This window comes from Rhizobium leguminosarum (assembly GCF_004123835.1).
GTDB lineage: Bacteria > Pseudomonadota > Alphaproteobacteria > Rhizobiales > Rhizobiaceae > Rhizobium > Rhizobium leguminosarum_M.
Genome location: NZ_MZMU01000003.1, coordinates 184,659 through 201,777, shown reverse-complemented (window position 1 = coordinate 201,777; position 17,119 = coordinate 184,659). Strand labels below are relative to the sequence as shown.

General features: G+C 62.1%; 16 protein-coding genes. 11 read left to right on the top strand and 5 right to left on the bottom strand.

The genetic code is table 11. The annotated features are described in order from the left end of the window. Positions 1-17: 17 nt before the first annotated feature. The 3 genes from B5P46_RS04675 to B5P46_RS04665 form a co-directional block, all read right to left on the bottom strand. Positions 18-407 (bottom strand): type II toxin-antitoxin system VapC family toxin, encoded by a 390-nt coding sequence (locus B5P46_RS04675; RefSeq protein WP_129417699.1) that lies wholly within the window; start codon positions 405-407, stop codon positions 18-20. Continuing rightward, positions 404-646: a type II toxin-antitoxin system Phd/YefM family antitoxin gene (locus B5P46_RS04670; RefSeq protein WP_062943825.1), complete on the bottom strand. Its 243-nt coding sequence runs from the start codon at positions 644-646 to the stop codon at positions 404-406. The genes B5P46_RS04675 and B5P46_RS04670 overlap by 4 nt, the downstream gene beginning before the upstream one ends. A gap of 216 nt (positions 647-862) precedes the next feature. Next, positions 863-3,145, bottom strand: coding sequence for an NADP-dependent malic enzyme (locus B5P46_RS04665; RefSeq protein WP_129417698.1), 2,283 nt, complete (start codon positions 3,143-3,145; stop codon positions 863-865). A 113-nt stretch (positions 3,146-3,258) separates the two neighbouring features. On the opposite strand from B5P46_RS04665, the gene mutS reads away from it, so the two are divergent. The 4 genes from mutS (at position 3,259) to murJ (ending at position 10,939) form a co-directional block, all read left to right on the top strand. Next, positions 3,259-5,985 (top strand): DNA mismatch repair protein MutS, encoded by a 2,727-nt coding sequence (gene mutS, locus B5P46_RS04660; RefSeq protein ID WP_129417697.1) that lies wholly within the window; start codon positions 3,259-3,261, stop codon positions 5,983-5,985. A 12-nt stretch (positions 5,986-5,997) separates the two neighbouring features. Beyond that, complete coding sequence (locus B5P46_RS04655) at positions 5,998-6,273, top strand: hypothetical protein (protein ID WP_003544896.1); 276 nt, start codon at positions 5,998-6,000, stop codon at positions 6,271-6,273. 154 nt (positions 6,274-6,427) lie between these two features. Then, positions 6,428-9,334 carry a [protein-PII] uridylyltransferase gene (locus B5P46_RS04650; protein WP_129417696.1) on the top strand — a complete coding sequence of 969 codons (2,907 nt, stop codon included), beginning with the start codon at positions 6,428-6,430 and terminating at the stop codon, positions 9,332-9,334. 24 nt (positions 9,335-9,358) lie between these two features. Further along, a complete protein-coding gene (gene murJ, locus B5P46_RS04645; protein WP_129417695.1) occupies positions 9,359-10,939 on the top strand; it encodes a murein biosynthesis integral membrane protein MurJ in 1,581 nt (526 codons plus the stop codon). Positions 10,940-10,966: 27 nt separating this feature from the next. On the opposite strand, the gene B5P46_RS04640 is transcribed toward murJ, so the two are convergent. Beyond that, positions 10,967-11,371, bottom strand: a complete 405-nt coding sequence (locus B5P46_RS04640; RefSeq protein ID WP_129417694.1) for a nuclear transport factor 2 family protein — start codon at positions 11,369-11,371, stop codon at positions 10,967-10,969. A gap of 195 nt (positions 11,372-11,566) precedes the next feature. Here B5P46_RS04640 and B5P46_RS04635 point away from each other — a divergent pair, with 195 nt between their 5' ends. Further along, positions 11,567-12,160: a TetR/AcrR family transcriptional regulator gene (locus tag B5P46_RS04635; RefSeq protein ID WP_245456105.1), complete on the top strand. Its 594-nt coding sequence runs from the start codon at positions 11,567-11,569 to the stop codon at positions 12,158-12,160. An 81-nt stretch (positions 12,161-12,241) separates the two neighbouring features. Here the strand turns inward: B5P46_RS04635 and B5P46_RS04630 are convergent, their stop codons facing one another. Beyond that, on the bottom strand, positions 12,242-12,670 hold the full coding sequence (locus B5P46_RS04630; RefSeq protein WP_129417692.1) for a YcbK family protein: 429 nt from the start codon (positions 12,668-12,670) through the stop codon (positions 12,242-12,244). Between the two features lie 187 nt (positions 12,671-12,857). Here B5P46_RS04630 and B5P46_RS04625 point away from each other — a divergent pair, with 187 nt between their 5' ends. The 6 genes from B5P46_RS04625 to B5P46_RS04600 all read left to right on the top strand — a co-directional run bounded on the left by B5P46_RS04625 (position 12,858) and on the right by B5P46_RS04600 (position 17,084). Next, a complete protein-coding gene (locus tag B5P46_RS04625) occupies positions 12,858-13,256 on the top strand; it encodes a VOC family protein (protein ID WP_129417691.1) in 399 nt (132 codons plus the stop codon). A gap of 130 nt (positions 13,257-13,386) precedes the next feature. Beyond that, complete coding sequence (gene trpS / locus B5P46_RS04620) at positions 13,387-14,451, top strand: tryptophan--tRNA ligase (RefSeq protein WP_129417690.1); 1,065 nt, start codon at positions 13,387-13,389, stop codon at positions 14,449-14,451. A gap of 107 nt (positions 14,452-14,558) precedes the next feature. Beyond that, positions 14,559-15,050, top strand: a complete 492-nt coding sequence (locus B5P46_RS04615; protein WP_003544884.1) for a universal stress protein — start codon at positions 14,559-14,561, stop codon at positions 15,048-15,050. Between the two features lie 219 nt (positions 15,051-15,269). Then, a complete protein-coding gene (locus B5P46_RS04610; RefSeq protein ID WP_012755783.1) occupies positions 15,270-15,836 on the top strand; it encodes a NifU family protein in 567 nt (188 codons plus the stop codon). An 88-nt stretch (positions 15,837-15,924) separates the two neighbouring features. Beyond that, a complete protein-coding gene (tsaB, locus tag B5P46_RS04605; RefSeq protein ID WP_129417689.1) occupies positions 15,925-16,587 on the top strand; it encodes a tRNA (adenosine(37)-N6)-threonylcarbamoyltransferase complex dimerization subunit type 1 TsaB in 663 nt (220 codons plus the stop codon). Then, positions 16,584-17,084 carry a GNAT family N-acetyltransferase gene (locus B5P46_RS04600; protein WP_003556053.1) on the top strand — a complete coding sequence of 167 codons (501 nt, stop codon included), beginning with the start codon at positions 16,584-16,586 and terminating at the stop codon, positions 17,082-17,084. The genes tsaB and B5P46_RS04600 overlap by 4 nt, the downstream gene beginning before the upstream one ends. The last annotated feature ends 35 nt before the right edge of the window (positions 17,085-17,119 follow it).

Sequence of the window (17,119 nt, the reverse complement as noted above, 5' to 3'; positions counted from 1 at the left end):
GCCGGACTGGACGGGCGCTAACGGAAGAGCCGGATCGAACCGGGATAGAGCGCGACGGTCTCATCCGTCGTCAGCAGCTGAATGCCTTCGACGATCGACTGTGCGACCAGGATCCGGTCGAAGGGGTCGGCGTGGATCGTCGGCAACCGATGCACCGCCAGCGTATGCATGACAGTGATCGGCAATTCGGAATAGTCGTTGTCGATGAGGGCACGGTAGAAGAGCAGCGGATCGAGATTGAAATCGTCGCGGCCGACGGCGTGCTTGGCGCTGAGTTCACCAAAGCTTGCGGGACTGAAGAAAAGCTGGTTGAGCGGATCGGCGACCAGCTCCCTTGCCGCAGTCGGCAGTTTCGGCGAATCCTCCGCAAGCCAGATCAGCAGCAGCGTGTCGAGAAGGAGCTTCATCGCGGCTCTGAAAACCTTGCGACGTCCTGCAGATCCATGCTGTCGAAATCATCCGGCACGGAGATCCGCCCCTTCAGGAAACCGACGCGGCGGATCTGCTGCGCACCGCCGGCATCGAGCGGCACCACCTTGACCAGCGGCTTGCCGGCCTTGGCGATCACGAAGACCTCACCGTTCGCGGCGTTTTCGACGAGCCGCGACAGATGAGTCTTTGCCTCATGGATGTTGATGATTCGCATCTCGCTTCGGCATCCATAAACTTAGTTCAATCAACTTAGTTTATGGATGCCGATTTCGCAAGAAGCAATAAGGACGCTGAATCACTTCATTATCAGCAGTTTAGCCTAAACCGCCGCCTATGAGAAGCCGGGTAAGGATAATCCACAAAAAGTGCCCGACCGACGCACGGTCGACCGGGCACAAAATGCCGTCTCATAATGTCGGCCCAGAGGAGTTTACGAACCGCCGTAGGCGGCGATCGCCGCCATGTTGACGATGTCGGAATCCTTGGCGCCCATCGAGGTGATCTGCACCGGCTTGTCGAGGCCGACGAGGATCGGGCCGATCACCGTGGAGCCCCCGAGCTCCTGCAGCATCTTGGTTGAGATCGAGGCCGAGTGGAACGCCGGCATGACCAGCACGTTGGCCGGGCCGGAGAGGCGGCAGAAGGGATATTGCTCCATCACCTTGCGGTTCAGAGCGACATCGGCCGCCATCTCGCCGTCATATTCGAAATCGACGCGGCGCTTGTCGAGGATCTTCACCGCCTCGCGCACCCTCTCGGAACGTTCGCCCGAGGGATGGCCGAAGGTGGAATAGGCCAGCATGGCGACCCGCGGCGGATAACCCATGCGCCGCGCCAGACCGGCGGCCTCTTCGGCGATATCGGCAAGCTCCTCGGCCGTCGGCATGTCGTGCACCGCCGTATCGGCGACGAAGACCGTGCGGCCGCGGCAGAGCGCCAGCGACACGCCGATGACGCGGTGACCGGGCTTTTCGTCGATGCAGCGGCGCACATCCTCGAGCGCCGTCGAATAGTTGCGGGTGATGCCGGTAACCATGCCGTCGGCGTCGCCCAAGGCCACCATGGTGGCGGCGAAGTGGTTGCGGTCGTTATGGATCAACCGCTGGGCGTCGCGATGGAGATAACCATGCCGCTGCAGCCGGGCATAGAGATAATCGATATAGGCCTCGACGCGGGTCGAGATACGGGCATTGACGATCTCGAAGCCGGGCCGGTTGAGGTCGATGCCGGCGCGCTCCGCCGTCGCCCGGATCAGGTCCTCGCGGCCGAGCAGGATGGCGGTGCCGAGTTGCTGGTTGGCGTAGGACATCGCCGCACGCAGGACCTGTTCTTCCTCGGCCTCGGCAAAGACGATGCGCTTCGGACGGCGGCGGACGCGCTCGTAAAGGCTGGCGAGCGTCGAGGCGATCGGATCGCGGCGCGCCGAAAGCTCGCGGGCGTAACCGGCCATGTCGGTGATGACCTTGCGGGCGACGCCGCTTTCGATCGCGGCTTGCGCGACTGCCACCGGGATCGCCGAGATCAGCCTGGGATCGAAGGGAACGGGGATAATGTATTGCGACCCGAAACGCGGCCGGTTGCCCTGGTAGGCGGCAACGACGTCATCAGGCACGTCCTCGCGGGCAAGGTTTGCCAGCGCGTTAACGGCGGCGATCTTCATTGCGTCGTTGATTGTGGAGGCGCGGACATCGAGAGCGCCGCGGAAGATATAGGGAAAGCCGAGGACGTTGTTGACCTGGTTCGGATAGTCCGAGCGGCCGGTCGCCATGATGGCGTCATCGCGGATGCGGGCCACCTCTTCCGGCGTGATCTCCGGATCTGGATTGGCCATGGCGAAGATGATCGGCCGCTCCGCCATCGAGCGAATCATCTTGGCCGAAAATGCGCCCTTCTGCGACAGGCCGAAAACGACGTCCGCGCCTTTCATCGCCTCTTCCAGCGTGCGCGCGTCGGTCTTTGCCGCATGCGCGGATTTCCACTGGTTCATGCCCTCGGTGCGGCCCTGGTAGATGACGCCCTTGGTGTCGCAGAGGATGACGTTCTCAGGCGCAAAACCCATCGCCTTGATGAGTTCGACGCAGGCGATCGCCGCAGCACCCGCACCGTTGCAGACGAGCTTCGTCGTTTTCAGGTCGCGGCCGGTCAGCTCCAGCGCATTGATCAGGCCGGCGGCGGCGATGATCGCCGTTCCATGCTGGTCGTCATGGAACACCGGAATGTCCATCAGCTCGCGCAGCCGGCTTTCGATGACGAAACAATCCGGCGCCTTGATATCCTCGAGGTTGATGCCCCCGAAGGAAGGACCGAGGAAGCGCACGCAGTTGATGAACTCGTCGACATTTTCCGTATCGATCTCGAGGTCGATGGAATCGACATCGGCAAAGCGTTTGAACAGCACCGCCTTGCCTTCCATGACGGGCTTGGACGCCAGCGCGCCGAGATTGCCGAGGCCGAGGATCGCCGTGCCGTTGGAAATGACGGCAACCATATTGCCGCGCGCCGTATAATCGTAGGCGGTCTGCGGATCGGCGGCGATTGCCTTCACGGGCACGGCAACACCCGGCGAATAGGCAAGCGAAAGGTCACGCTGCGTCGCCATCGGCTTGGTCGGGTTAATCTCCAGCTTGCCGGGCCGGCCCATTGCGTGAAATTCGAGCGCCTCCTGGTCGGTAACCGAGGTCACCGGCCGGTCCTTCTTATCGATATCGGGCATAAATCCTCCAACGTCCTGTGGGCGACGCTTTGCTCTTCCTCAAATGCTGTTGTCATCTATAGCGGCGCGCGGATAGGGTTGGCACCTGTTTTTTTGGGAAAAACTCCACCTCCGTGAACGCACGAATAGACACAGGGAATGAAGCCTTTTCGGCTGCCGAGCTCGCCACGGCGGAAAGCCGTGCCTCGGCGACGCCGATGATGGAGCAATATATCGAGATCAAGGCGAACAATCCGGATTCGCTTCTGTTCTATCGCATGGGCGATTTCTACGAGCTGTTCTTCGAGGATGCGCTGGAAGCCTCACGCGCACTCGGCATCACGCTGACCAAGCGCGGCCAGCACATGGGCCAGGATATCCCGATGTGCGGCGTTCCGGTGCATGCGGCCGACGATTATCTGCAGAAGCTGATTTCGCTCGGCTTCCGCGTCGCCGTCTGCGAGCAGATCGAGGATCCGGCCGAAGCAAAGAAACGCGGCGCGAAATCCGTCGTCAAGCGTGACGTCGTCCGCCTCGTCACACCCGGCACGATCACCGAGGAAAAGCTGCTTTCGCCCTCGGAATCCAACTATCTGATGGCGCTGACCCGCATTCGCGCCAGCGGCGAGGTCTTGCTGGCGCTTGCCTGGATCGATATTTCCACCGGCGTCTTCCGGCTTGCCGAGACCGAAGCCTCGCGACTGCTTGCCGATATCCTGCGCATCGATCCGCGCGAACTCATCCTGCCTGACACGATCTTCCACGATCCCGAACTCAAACCGGTCTTCGACGTGCTCGGCCGCACAGCAGTGCCGCAGCCTTCCGTGCTCTTCGACAGCGCCAGCGCCGAAGGCCGGATCGCGCGGTATTTCGGCGTCGCGACGCTCGACGGCTTCGGCACCTTCTCGCGCGCCGAGCTGGCGGCAGCGGCCGCCGCCGTCGCCTATGTCGAGAAGACGCAGATCGCCGAGCGGCCGCCGCTTGGAAAGCCGGAGCGGGAAAGTGCCGCTTCGACGCTGTTCATCGACCCCGCCACCCGCGCCAATCTCGAACTTGCCCGCACGCTATCCGGCGATCGCAACGGTTCGCTCTTGAAGGCGATCGACCGCACCGTTACCGGCGGCGGCGCCAGGCTTCTTGCCGAGCGGCTGATGTCGCCGCTGACCGACCCCGCCCGCATCAATGCGCGGCTCGATTCGATCGGCTTCCTGATCGACGAACCCCTGCTCTGCGGCAATCTGCGCGACACGCTGAAACATGTGCCCGACATGCCGCGCGCTCTGTCGCGCCTGGCGCTCGACCGCGGCGGCCCGCGCGATCTCTGGGCGATCCGCCAGGGCCTCGAAGCGGCGGGCGGAGTTGCGGCCATGCTCGGCAAGGCGATGCTGCCCGAAGAGCTCGGCCAGGCGCTGTCCGGGCTGCAGGCCCTTCCCGCGGCACTGGAAAAGCTGCTTGCCGAAACGCTCGCCGACGAATTGCCGCTGTTGAAACGCGATGGTGGCTTCCTGCGCGACGGCGCCAGCGCCGAGCTCGACGAGGTCCGGGCACTGCGCGACCAGTCGCGTCGCGTCATCGCCGGCCTGCAATTGCAATATGCCGAGGAAACCGGCATCCGGTCGCTGAAGATCAAGCACAATAACGTCCTCGGTTATTTCATCGAAGTCACCGCCGGCAATGCCTCGCCGATGACGGAGACGGCGGACGCGAAGGCCCGCTTCATCCACCGCCAGACGATGGCGAACGCCATGCGCTTTACCACGACCGAACTTGCCGACCTCGAAAGCCGCATCGCCAATGCCGCCGATCAGGCGCTGACCATCGAACTCGAAGCCTTCGACAGGATGACGGCCGCCGTCGTTGCAGAAGCCGAGGCGATCAAATCCGGCGCCCGGGCGCTTGCCGTGATCGACGTCGCCGCAGGCCTGGCGCTTCTCGCCGAGGAGCAGGCCTATTGCCGCCCGCAGGTCGACGGCTCGAAGATGTTTGCCATCGAGGGCGGGCGCCATCCGGTCGTCGAGCAGGCGCTGCGGCGGCAGGCGGGCGGCCCCTTCGTCGCCAATCATTGCGATCTCTCGCCAAAGACCGGCGACCGGGACGGGGCGATCTGGCTGCTGACCGGCCCGAACATGGGCGGTAAGTCGACCTTCCTGCGCCAGAACGCGCTGATATCAATCCTGGCGCAGATGGGCTCCTTCGTGCCGGCGGCATCGGCCCATATCGGCATCGTCGACCGGCTTTTCTCGCGCGTCGGTGCCTCCGACGATCTGGCGCGCGGGCGCTCGACCTTCATGGTCGAGATGGTGGAAACGGCGGCAATCCTCAACCAGGCGAGCGACCGTTCGCTCGTCATCCTCGATGAGATCGGCCGCGGCACCGCGACGTTCGACGGTCTTTCGATCGCCTGGGCTGCCGTCGAGCACCTGCATGAGGCCAATCGCTGCCGCGGCCTCTTCGCCACGCATTTCCACGAACTGACCGTTCTTTCGGAAAAGCTTGGCCGGCTATCGAACGCGACGATGCGCGTCAAGGAATGGGACGGCGACGTGATTTTCCTGCACGAGGTCGGGCCGGGTGCGGCGGACCGCTCCTACGGCATCCAGGTCGCGCGTCTTGCCGGACTTCCGGCCTCGGTCGTGGCGCGCGCCCGCGACGTGCTTACCCGTCTGGAAGATGCCGACCGCAAGAACCCGGCGAGCCAGCTGATCGACGACCTGCCGCTTTTCCAGGTGGCGGTGCGCCGCGAGGAAACGGCCCGTGGGGCCTCCAAGGTCGAGGAGGCGCTAAAGGCGATGAGCCTTGACGACATGACGCCACGCGAGGCAATGGATGCGCTTTACGACCTCAAGAAAAAGCTGAAATAGGAGCGGCGCGCCATGTTCATGGAAAAACTGGTTCGCGAAACCGAGCGCCTCTCGCTCATCTGCTCCATGCTCGATACGATGCGGCGCGCCGATAAGGACCGCAATGCCCGCGGCTGGACTTCGCCGATCGGCATGCTGAAAATCACCCGCTGCTGCGCCGTGATCTCAGAGCTCGGCACGTCGATTGCCAAGGCCGGCTATCGCGAATGCGACAGGCAGGCGCTCGAGGAGATCATGCGCGAGACACGGCAGGTGCTGCATTTGCTGAATGCGCGGGCCGCCGGCTGAAGATTTCGGGAAAGCCTGGGGATTTCCGAGAAAGCCGGCGCCTTGTGTCAAAGCGCCGTCGCCTCTTGCGGCGAACCAACACCATTTCGCCAAATTTAAAGGTTCTTGCAGTATGAAAGCCCGTGTCAATCGCCGGGCAAAGGGGCTATAGCGCATGCAGACGAAACAAGCGGCAGGCCGTGAACCGGCAGTCCGGCATGAACAGGAAACCGCCCCGGCGACAGCGATGCGCGACCTCGATTTCTCCAATATCCTCGACGTCGAGCTCTTGCAGAAGCAATGTGACGCCATTGCCGAGGCCAACCGGAACCGGCCCGACGTCCTTCGCGCCGATCTTCTGGCGGTACTGAAGAAGGCGAGCACCGAAGGCCGGCAGAAGGCACGCGAGGCACTGATGGCCGACGGCGGCGGGCTCAACTGCGCCTACCGGATTTCCTGGCTGCAGGACCAGATCACCACCGTCCTCTACAATTTCGCCACCGCCCATATCTTTCCGCAGCAGAAGGACAAGTTCGCGGTCACCGCCGTCGGCGGCTACGGCCGCGACACGCTGGCGCCCGGCTCGGATATCGACCTGCTGTTCCTCTTCCTGCCGAGGCCGGCGGAAGAGACGCACAAGGCGGTCGAATTCATGCTCTACGTGCTCTGGGACATGGGCTTCAAGGTCGGCCATGCCACCCGCACGGTGGAAGAATGCATTGCGCTTTCCAAGTCCGACATGACGATCCGCACCGCCATCCTGGAGATGCGCTACATCTGCGGCCTGCAGCGGCTGGAAACCGAGCTCGAGACCCGCTTCGACAAGGAGATCGTCACCGGAACCGGTCCCGAATTCATCGCCGCCAAGCTTGCCGAGCGCGACGAGCGCCACCGCAAGGCGGGCGACACGCGTTATCTCGTCGAACCGAACGTCAAGGAAGGCAAGGGCGGGCTTCGCGACCTGCACACGCTGTTCTGGATCTCGAAATATTATTATCACGTGCGCGACCAGGCGGAACTGGTCAAGCTCGGGGTGCTCTCCAAGCACGAATACCGCCTGCTTGAAAAAGCCGATGATTTTCTCTGGGCGGTGCGCTGCCATATGCACTTCCTGACCGGCAAGGCCGAGGAACGTCTGTCCTTCGATATCCAGCGCGAGATCGCCGAAGCCTTCGGCTATCATAGCCGCCCGGGCCTTTCGGCCGTCGAGCGCTTCATGAAGCACTATTTCCTCGTCGCCAAGGATGTCGGCGATCTCACGCGCATCCTCTGCGCCGCGCTTGAAGACCAGCAGGCGAAGTCGATCCCGGGCCTCACCGGCGTCATCAGCCGCTTCACCCACCGCAACCGCAAGATCGCCGGCAGCGTCGAATTCGTTGAAGACCGCGGCCGCATTGCGCTGGCCGACCCCGAAGTCTTCAAGCGCGATCCCGTCAACATCATCCGGCTCTTCCACGTCGCCGACATCAACGGGCTGGAATTCCATCCGGACGCGCTGAAACGGGTTACCCGTTCCCTCGCCTTGATCGACAACAGCTTGCGGGAAAACGACGAGGCGAACCGGCTGTTCATGTCGATCCTGACGTCGAAGCGGGATCCGGCGCTCATCCTGCGCCGGATGAACGAGGCCGGCGTGCTCGGCCGCTTCATCCCCGAATTCGGCAAGATCGTCGCGATGATGCAGTTCAACATGTATCACCACTATACGGTCGACGAACATCTGATCCGTACCGTCGACATTCTCTCCGAGATCGACAAGGGGCGCGCCGAGGATCTGCATCCGCTCGCCAACAAGCTGATGCCCGGCATCGAGGACCGCGAGGCGCTTTATGTCGCCGTTCTCCTCCACGACATCGCCAAAGGCCGCCAGGAGGATCATTCGATCGCCGGCGCCCGCGTCGCCCGCAAGCTCTGCGCCCGCTTCGGCCTGTCGCAGAAGCAGACGGAAATCGTCGTCTGGCTGATCGAAGAACATCTGACCATGTCGATGGTGGCGCAGACCCGCGACCTCACCGACCGCAAGACGATCACCGATTTCGCCGACCGCGTGCAATCGCTCGACCGGCTGAAGATGCTGTTGATCCTCACGATCTGCGATATCCGCGCCGTCGGTCCGGGTGTCTGGAACGGCTGGAAGGGCCAGTTGCTGCGCACGCTCTATTATGAAACCGAGCTGCTGCTCGCCGGCGGCTTTTCGGAGGTCTCCCGCAAGGAACGCGCCAATGCCGCCGCCGAGGCGCTGCATTCAGCACTCGCCGACTGGAGCCAGAAGGACCGCAATACCTATACCAAGCTGCACTACCAGCCCTATCTGCTCTCCGTGCCGCTGGAAGACCAGATCCGCCACGCTGATTTCATCCGCCAGGCGGATAAAGCGGGCCAGGCGCTCGCCACCACGGTGCGCACCGACAGTTTCCACGCGATCACCGAGATCACCGTGCTGTCGCCCGACCATCCGCGGCTGCTCGCCGTCATTGCCGGCGCCTGTGCCGCGGCCGGGGCCAACATCGTCGACGCGCAGATCTTCACGACGTCGGACGGGCGGGCGCTCGACACGATCCATGTCAGCCGCGAATTCACCGACGATGCCGACGAACTGCGCCGGGCCGCGACGATCGGCCGGATGATCGAGGACGTGCTGTCCGGCCGCAAGCGGCTGCCCGAGGTCATCGCCACGCGCGCGCGCAACCGCAAGAAAAGCAAGGCCTTCGTCATTCCGCCGTCGGTCAACATCACCAACAGCCTGTCGAACAAGTTCACCGTCATCGAGGTCGAATGCCTCGACCGGCCGGGGTTGCTGTCGGAGATCACCGCCGTACTTTCCGATCTGTCACTCGACATCCAGTCGGCCCGCATCACCACTTTCGGCGAGAAGGTGATCGATACCTTCTACGTCACCGATCTGGTCGGCCAGAAAATATCAGGCGACAGCAAGCGCGCCAACATCACCGCCCGGATGAAGGCCGTCATGGCCGAGGAAGAAGACGAGCTGCGCGAGCGCATGCCCTCCGGCATCATCGCACCCGCCGCCACCGCCCGGACCCCGCCTGCCAGCGAAAAGAAGGCTGGTTCCCCCATATGAGCCTGAACGCATGAGCCCAAACGCATGAGCCTCGTCAAGAAATTCGCGACCGTCGGCGGCGCCACCCTCGGCAGCCGCATCTTCGGCTTCGCCCGCGAAACACTGATGGCGGCGGCGCTGGGCACCGGACCGATGGCCGACGTCTTCTACGCCGCCTTCCGCTTTCCGAATCTCTTCCGCCGGCTGTTTGCCGAGGGCGCCTTCAACGCCGCCTTCGTGCCGCTCTTTGCCAAGGAGATCGAGGCGAACGGCACCGATGGCGCCAAGCGCTTTTCGGAAGAAGTCTTCGGCGTGCTGTTTTCGGTGCTGCTCCTCATCACCATCGTGATGGAGCTTGCCATGCCGCTGCTGGTGCGCTTCGTCATCGCGCCGGGCTTTGCCGACGATCCCGAAAAGTTCTCGATCACGATCCGCATGGCCGCCGTGATGTTTCCCTATCTGATGTGCATGTCGCTGACGGCGATGATGAGCGGCATGCTGAATTCGCTGCATCATTTCTTCGCCGCCGCCATCGCGCCCGTCTTCCTCAACGTGGTGATGATCGGGGCGCTGTTTTATGCGCTTTACACCGGCGCCGATCCGTTGACGACCGCTTGGTATCTCTCCTGGGGCGTTCTTGCCGCCGGCGTCCTGCAGCTCGCTGTCGTCTATGTCGGCGTGCTTGCGGCCGGCATGAGCATCGGCTTCCGCTTCCCGAAGATGACGCCGAACGTCAAGCGGCTGCTGATCCTGGCGGTACCGGCCGCGGTGACCGGCGGCATCACCCAGATCAACCAGCTGATCGGCCAGGCGATCGCCTCGTCGCGCGACGGGGCGATCGCCGCGCTGCAATATGCCGACCGCATCTATCAGCTGCCGCTCGGCGTCGTCGGCGTCGCCGTCGGCGTGGTGCTTCTGCCGGAACTTGCCCGGGCGCTGAAGGGCGGCAACCTGCGCGAGGCCGGAAACCTGCAGAACCGCTCAATCGAATTCGTGCTGTTCCTGACGATCCCCGCCGCTTTCGCGCTCTGGATCCTCTCCGACGAGATCATCCGCGTGCTCTACGAGCGCGGCGCCTTCCATCAGGAAAACACCGCCGTCGTCGGCTCGATCCTGGCGATTTACGGCATCGGCCTGCCGGCCTTCGTGCTGATCAAGGCGCTGCAACCGGGCTTCTATGCCCGCGAGGACACCAAGACGCCGATGCGATTTTCGGCCATCGCGGTTGCGACCAACTGCGCCACGGCCCTGACCCTTTTTCCCTATATGGGCGCGCCCGGCATCGCCGTTGCCGAAGCCACCGCCGGCTGGATCAGCACCGTGCTGCTGTTTGCCACGCTTTTGCGCCGTGGCCACCTGACATGGGAATGGGCGCTGGCAAAGCGCACCGCCCTGCTGATCATCGCCGCGGCCGTCATGGGTGCGGCCATCGTCTTCCTCAAGCAATATTGGGCGCCGTGGCTTGCTTCCGGCGCGCCGCTTCTCACCAAGATCGGCACCCTTGGGCTGCTGATTGCAATCGCCATGCTGATCTATTTCGCCGCCGCCTTCCTGGTCGGCGGGGCAAATCTTGGCATGATCCGACGCAATCTGAACCGAAAGCCGGCGCCGGCAAAGGACGGGTGAGGCCAGTCGTAACCACCGTGACGCTGGCTACTTTATGGCTGTGGCTTGCGACCAGATAACCATCCATCGTTCGTCATGCCGCTCATACGTGTCAGTGTGCCAGTAATCGTTGAGGGCGACTTTGTGGCCACCGAAGACAACCTCAAGCTGAGCGCGATATCGAAGAACGGCAACCCCGTCATAAAGGCGCACGACAATGTCGGCCGGCTGCCAGGTCAGGTACTTGATCTGCCCGGAGGCGATCGCACCGAGATATTCTTCCTTTGAAAGCGCGGCACCGATTGGCGTGATCAGCTGGAAGTCCGGAGCGTGAAGCTGATGTGCCCGAACAATATCGGCGTTGACCAGGGCACGCAGCCTCGCGCGCTCCGTTTCGCGAAGAAGGTTGGCCTCACTGGCCGGTGAGGATGCGTCGACGGTCGGGATGGTCATGTCCGTTCTCCAATTGAAAGCCAAGGATCAATCAATTCGGGATAGGCGGCGACGTGGCATCGTTAGAATTATCTGACGTATAGTCACGGGTATCTCCTGACTGCGCACCGATGCGCCTTCATCGACTTAGACAGATAAACACTATTTGTCTACTCGTCTTTTGACAGAATGGTCATGAAGTGTCAGCGTGTCCTAATGATGCAGAATGACCGGAAAATCGCTCAAATCCTGGATGCTGCCCTGCCGGTGTTCGTGCGGTTTGGCTTTCGCAAGACTTCCATGGCCGACATTGCGCGCGCCGCAGGAATTTCGCGAGCATCGCTCTATCTGAGCTTCAACAGCAAGGAAGAGCTTTTCCGAGCCGGTTCCATGCGAGCGCATACTCGCGCACTGGATGAGGTGGGAGCGGTTCTGGCAGGACAGGGGAACACGTTTGACCGCATGGAAATGGCCATAGCGGTGTTTCAGCGGGAGTTAATCGCCCCTTTTGGCGGCAGTTCCGATGCAGAAGAACTGTTTGCCGCCAATATGGCCTTGGCTGCGGATATCACCCTCGACGCGCGGACACGGCTATTGACTATGCTGACACAGACGCTGAATGCCGCTGCGGAAACCAAGGAAATCGATCTCGAACCACTGCAGGCCTCGCCTGTTCAACTGGCCAATATCATGATGGCTGCAATGGATGGGATCAAACACGCGCAATGGAATGGTTCCAGCCTCGATGACGATACAAAACTATTCATGCGCCTCCTGCGGGTGGCGGTGACGCCGCGGAGCGGCCAATAGAGGTGGTCGCGGTAGGTCTTTTCGCCGCCACTGAATCGGCGATCCTTAAACCGGAATGGGAAAGGCGGGCCGGATGATTCCTCAGCAGTCGACCCATCGTCGCTGCGGTCCGACGTCGACATGAATGATGCCGTTGCAATAGCTGCCGATGCCGCCGATGCCCGGCGCGCTCCTTGCGGCAGCAATGATCGTGCGCTCCGACAGGCCAGGTATCCTGATATCGGCCGCCAGACATTTCCCGTGCAGGGACCCATGGCGGCGGGGATGCGGCCTGTGGCCCGAGGTTATCACAGGGCGGCGGCCGGTCTTCGCAGCAATATGCGACAGGACCGCTCGCAGGCGCCCTGGAAAGCAGCCGGCACGAACGCTGACGGTCTGGACCGTGTAGGCGAGACGTGCCTGATGTTTTGCAAGATGAACAGCATGCCTTTTCATGTCTTGACCGACGGCACCCGTTGCTGATTGAAAGGCGAAAAGGCCTGCCATGGCGAGCAAAATTGCGTTCTGCATGGTCGCTCCGATCGGCTATCCAGCGACCCCAACGGCGCCGGCACCAGGCGCAGGATTTTCGGTTCAAAAAAAGCTTTTTTGTGAAATTTTATACTCAATTATGAGTAAGGCGGTTGATCAATTCGGCTTAAAATCCTGGGAATTGCCGTTCAAAACTGGAATAAACATCTCAAACGCGAGGCAGTACATGACGATCCAGTCTCTTTTCCTCGTCACCCTCGTGGTCGACGACTACGACCGCGCCAAGGCTTTTTATTGCGATGGTCTCGGTTTCGATTGCCTTCAGGACGAGCTGCAGCCGGAGGGCAAGCGCTGGGTGGTGGTGAAGCCGAGGGGCGGGGATGGAGCCGCCTTTCTGCTGGCGCAGGCGGCAGGCGAGACGCAGCGCGCGGCCATCGGCAATCAGACCGGCGGGCGTGTCGGCTTCTTTCTGAGGACCGACGATTTCGCCCGCGACCATGCCGCGATGCTGGCAGGTGGCGTGCGTTTTCTGGAAGAGCCGCGTCACGAGGTTTACGGCACGGTGGCGGTGTTTGCGGATCCCTACGGCAACACTTTCGATCTGATCCAGCACACTGCCGCCTGAACCCCTTGATTGCGACCGGTTGCCCGTGCATAAGCCGCGGCGTTAACAACATGGGCGAAAAGCCCTGCTGCATTCTGCAGCAATTTAAACTGTGACAGCGTGGGCCCTCCACCAGCCTATTGAGGACGACATGAACGAATTCAAGAAACTCGTATTCTCCGGCGTGCAGCCGACCGGCAATCTGCATCTCGGCAATTATCTCGGCGCGATCCGCCGGTTCGTGGCGCTGCAGGAAGGCAATGACTGCATCTACTGCGTCGTCGACATGCATGCGCTCACCGCCCAGCTCGTGCATGAGGATATGCCGAGCCAGACGCGCTCGATCGCCGCCGCCTTCATCGCCGCCGGCATCGATCCGGAAAAGCATATCGTCTTCAATCAGTCGGCGGTGCCGCAGCATGCCGAACTCGCCTGGATCTTCAACTGTGTCGCCCGCATCGGCTGGATGAACCGGATGACGCAGTTCAAGGACAAGGCCGGCAAGGACCGCGAGCAGGCCTCGCTCGGGCTCTACGCCTATCCGAGCCTGATGGCTGCCGACATTCTCGTCTATCGCGCCACCCATGTGCCTGTTGGTGAGGACCAGAAGCAGCATCTGGAGCTTGCCCGCGACATCGCGATGAAGTTCAACCTCGATTATGCCGAGCATATCAGCAGGACCGGCTACGGCGTCGACATCACCGTCGGCAACGAGCCGGTGCATGCCTATTTCCCGATGGTCGAGCCGTTGATCGGCGGACCGGCACCGCGCGTCATGTCGTTGCGCGACGGCACCAAGAAAATGTCGAAGTCGGACCCCTCCGATCTCTCGCGCATCAACCTGATGGACGACGAGGACGCGATCTCGAAGAAGATCCGCAAGGCCAAGACCGATCCTGACGGCTTGCCGAGCGAGATCGACGGGCTGCAGGGCCGTCCGGAAGCCGACAATCTGGTGGCGATCTATGCCGCACTCGCCGACAAGTCGAAGGCGGACGTGCTTGCCGAATTCGGCGGCCAGCAATTCTCCGTCTTCAAGCCGGCGCTGGTCGACCTGGCGATCAACGTGCTCGCGCCGATCACCGGCGAAATGCGCCGGCTGATGGACGATACCAGCCATATCGACGCGATCCTGCGCAAGGGCGGCGAGCGCGCAAGGGGACGCGCAGAGGTGACGATGCGCCAGGTGCGCGACGTCATCGGCTTCCTCTATTGAGATAGATCTCCCCTTTTCCCCGCCAGGGGAGTAAGGGGATTTCTTCTGGGGCATCAGAGCAAAACTGGACTTGCAAATTTTCCGCTTCGGGTGTCAGAGTCCGCGCCATGGTATCGAAGCGACTCTCACGGCTCGAAGGTCATCGCCGCAAATTCATGGCGGTGATTGACGGCACACCCGAATGCCAACGCGCCGTTCATTATGCCGGCCGGCGGGCGAAGAATTCCAATGGCGGGCTGGTGCTGCTCTATGTGATCCCCGATGGGGATTTCCAGCAATGGCTCGGCGTCGAAGAGATCATGCGGGCCGAAGCGCGTGAGGAGGCCGAGGCGGTCGTTGCCAAGATCGCCCAGATCGTGCGCGAGACGATCGGCATCGAGCCTGAGGTCGTCATCCGCGAGGGCGGTGCTGCCGAACAGATCAACGCCGTGATCGAGGAAGACCGCGATGTGGCGATCCTGGTTCTGGCCGCCGGTTCGGCGAAGGAAGGTCCAGGGCCGCTGGTCTCCTCGGTCGCCGGCCGCGCGGCGGCGTTTCCGATCCCGGTCACCGTGCTGCCGGATACGCTGACCAACGAGGAAATCGACGCCCTCTGCTAGAGCATGATGCCGAAAAGTGTGAGCGGTTTTCGGACGACATCATGCTCTAACTATATAATGTAGAACAGGATTCAGATTTTAGGCCGACCCGGCCTAAAATCATCCTGTTCTGGCTTTTCTTGAGTGCAAGTCTCTTGATTAGAGCCGTCAATCGGCTTATCTTCTTTTGAAGCATTCTAAAGACGGCCGAGACCATGGGCCGGCCGCATGGAGAACCAGATGTTCATTCAGACCGAAGCCACACCGAACCCCGCCACGCAGAAGTTCCTGCCGGGCAAGGTGGTGATGGAAAACGGCACCGCCGAGTTCCGCAGCACTGAGGAGGCTCAAGCTTCGCCGCTCGCTGCCCGCCTGTTCGAAATATCAGGCGTCACCGGCGTCTATTTCGGCTATGATTTCATTTCCGTCTCCAAGGACAATGCCGACTGGCAGCATCTTAAGCCGGCTATATTAGGCTCGATCATGGAGCACTTCATGTCCGGCAAGCCGGTCATGGGCGATGCCTCCATCCTTTCCGAAGACGCCGATGCCGGCGACGAATTCTTCGACGAAGGCGATGAATCGATCGTGCTGACCATCAAGGAGCTTCTGGAGACCCGCGTGCGCCCGGCCGTTGCCCAGGACGGGGGCGACATCACCTTCCGCGGCTTCAAGGATGGCAAGGTCTATCTGAACATGAAGGGTTCCTGCGCCGGCTGCCCGTCTTCGACGGCAACGCTGAAGCACGGCGTCCAGAACCTGCTGCGCCATTTCGTTCCGGAAGTGCAGGAAGTGATTGCCGCTTAAAAATCCTGAATTCGTCCAGCCGTTCATCTCAGGTTCGGCCGAACGGATTTATCGATAGGCGACACTGGTTTATTCGGAAATTGATGGCATGATCATTCTGGCGCTCGACACGGCGGGTGTGGACTGCGCTGCCGCCGTCTATGACAGCGGCGGGGATACGATGCTGGGGGAGGCATCGGACATGATCGGCAAGGGGCATGCTGAACATCTGATTGGTATCGTCGATCGTGCACTCGATCAGGCGGGACTGGCCCTTTCGGATATTGATCGCCTTGCCGTCACCATCGGTCCCGGCTCCTTTACCGGTATCCGCGTCGGCGTTGCCGCAGCCCGCGGTTTTGCGCTTTCCCTCAATGTGCCGGCCGTCGGCGTCACCACGCTCGAAGTCATGGCATCAGCCCAGCGCGACAAGACGCCTCATCGCGCCGTGCTGGCGGCGATGGATGCCAAGCGGGACGAGATCTACCTCCAGTCCTTCGCGGCCGACGGTTCGCCGCTCGACGCGCCACGGGTAGTCAGCGTTGCGGAAGCGCAGGCATATGCTGCCGGCTTCGACGGCGAGATCACCGGTTCGGCGACGCCCCTTCTCAAGGCCGACGCCCTCGGCGATCACACCAACAGGTTCCCGATCTCCGTCGTGGCGCGCCTGGGCGCTGCCGCCTCCCCCGATGCCGGAAAGCCAAAGCCTCTTTATCTGCGCGGACCCGATGCCAAGCCGCAGGCCGGATACGCGATGGCGCGACGAGTATGACGATGCTGGAAGCCTATCTGACGCTGAAACCGGAATTCGAGATCATCGCCATGGAGCGCGAGGATTGCCGCGATGTCGCCGTCCTGCACGGTGAGCGGTTCGCCCGGCCCTGGGGCGACGGTGAATTTCACGGACTGCTGATGCAGGATACCGTCTTCGGCTTCGTCGCGCGCCAGACCAATGCCATCCTGAAAAAGCCGCTTCCGGGGTTCATCCTCGCCCGCCATGTCGCCGGCGAGGCGGAGATCCTGACCATTGCCGTGCAGGCGAAGGTCGCCCGTGCCGGGCTTGGCTGGCGGCTGATGCAGGCGGCGATGCGGGAAGCGCGGTCGCGCGGCGGCGAGAGCATGTTTCTCGAGGTCGACAACGGCAATACGGCAGCGCTTGGCCTCTACCGCAAGCTCGGCTTCGAAAAGGTCGGCGAACGTCAGGGTTACTACAAACAAGAAAACGGCGCCCTCTCCACGGCGCTTGTCATGAAGCGCGTTCTTCGGTAGTTCCCTGGCAGCGAGATAACATGCAGGCCGGCGCA

Excerpts from the sequence above, each read along its gene's own strand:
- B5P46_RS04615 (WP_003544884.1), top strand. The coding sequence starts at position 14,559 with ATGGTATCGAAGCGACTCTCACGGCTCGAAGGTCATCGCCGCAAATTC.
- B5P46_RS04625 (WP_129417691.1), top strand. The coding sequence starts at position 12,858 with ATGACGATCCAGTCTCTTTTCCTCGTCACCCTCGTGGTCGACGACTAC.
- B5P46_RS04650 (WP_129417696.1), top strand. The coding sequence starts at position 6,428 with ATGCAGACGAAACAAGCGGCAGGCCGTGAACCGGCAGTCCGGCATGAA.
- B5P46_RS04610 (WP_012755783.1), top strand. The coding sequence starts at position 15,270 with ATGTTCATTCAGACCGAAGCCACACCGAACCCCGCCACGCAGAAGTTC.
- B5P46_RS04675 (WP_129417699.1), bottom strand. The coding sequence starts at position 407 with ATGAAGCTCCTTCTCGACACGCTGCTGCTGATCTGGCTTGCGGAGGAT.
- B5P46_RS04635 (WP_245456105.1), top strand. The coding sequence starts at position 11,567 with ATGATGCAGAATGACCGGAAAATCGCTCAAATCCTGGATGCTGCCCTG.
- B5P46_RS04670 (WP_062943825.1), bottom strand. The coding sequence starts at position 646 with ATGCGAATCATCAACATCCATGAGGCAAAGACTCATCTGTCGCGGCTC.
- tsaB (WP_129417689.1), top strand. The coding sequence starts at position 15,925 with ATGATCATTCTGGCGCTCGACACGGCGGGTGTGGACTGCGCTGCCGCC.
- B5P46_RS04640 (WP_129417694.1), bottom strand. The coding sequence starts at position 11,371 with ATGACCATCCCGACCGTCGACGCATCCTCACCGGCCAGTGAGGCCAAC.
- murJ (WP_129417695.1), top strand. The coding sequence starts at position 9,359 with ATGAGCCTCGTCAAGAAATTCGCGACCGTCGGCGGCGCCACCCTCGGC.
- B5P46_RS04665 (WP_129417698.1), bottom strand. The coding sequence starts at position 3,145 with ATGCCCGATATCGATAAGAAGGACCGGCCGGTGACCTCGGTTACCGAC.
- trpS (WP_129417690.1), top strand. The coding sequence starts at position 13,387 with ATGAACGAATTCAAGAAACTCGTATTCTCCGGCGTGCAGCCGACCGGC.
- B5P46_RS04655 (WP_003544896.1), top strand. The coding sequence starts at position 5,998 with ATGTTCATGGAAAAACTGGTTCGCGAAACCGAGCGCCTCTCGCTCATC.
- B5P46_RS04600 (WP_003556053.1), top strand. The coding sequence starts at position 16,584 with ATGACGATGCTGGAAGCCTATCTGACGCTGAAACCGGAATTCGAGATC.
- B5P46_RS04630 (WP_129417692.1), bottom strand. The coding sequence starts at position 12,670 with ATGCAGAACGCAATTTTGCTCGCCATGGCAGGCCTTTTCGCCTTTCAA.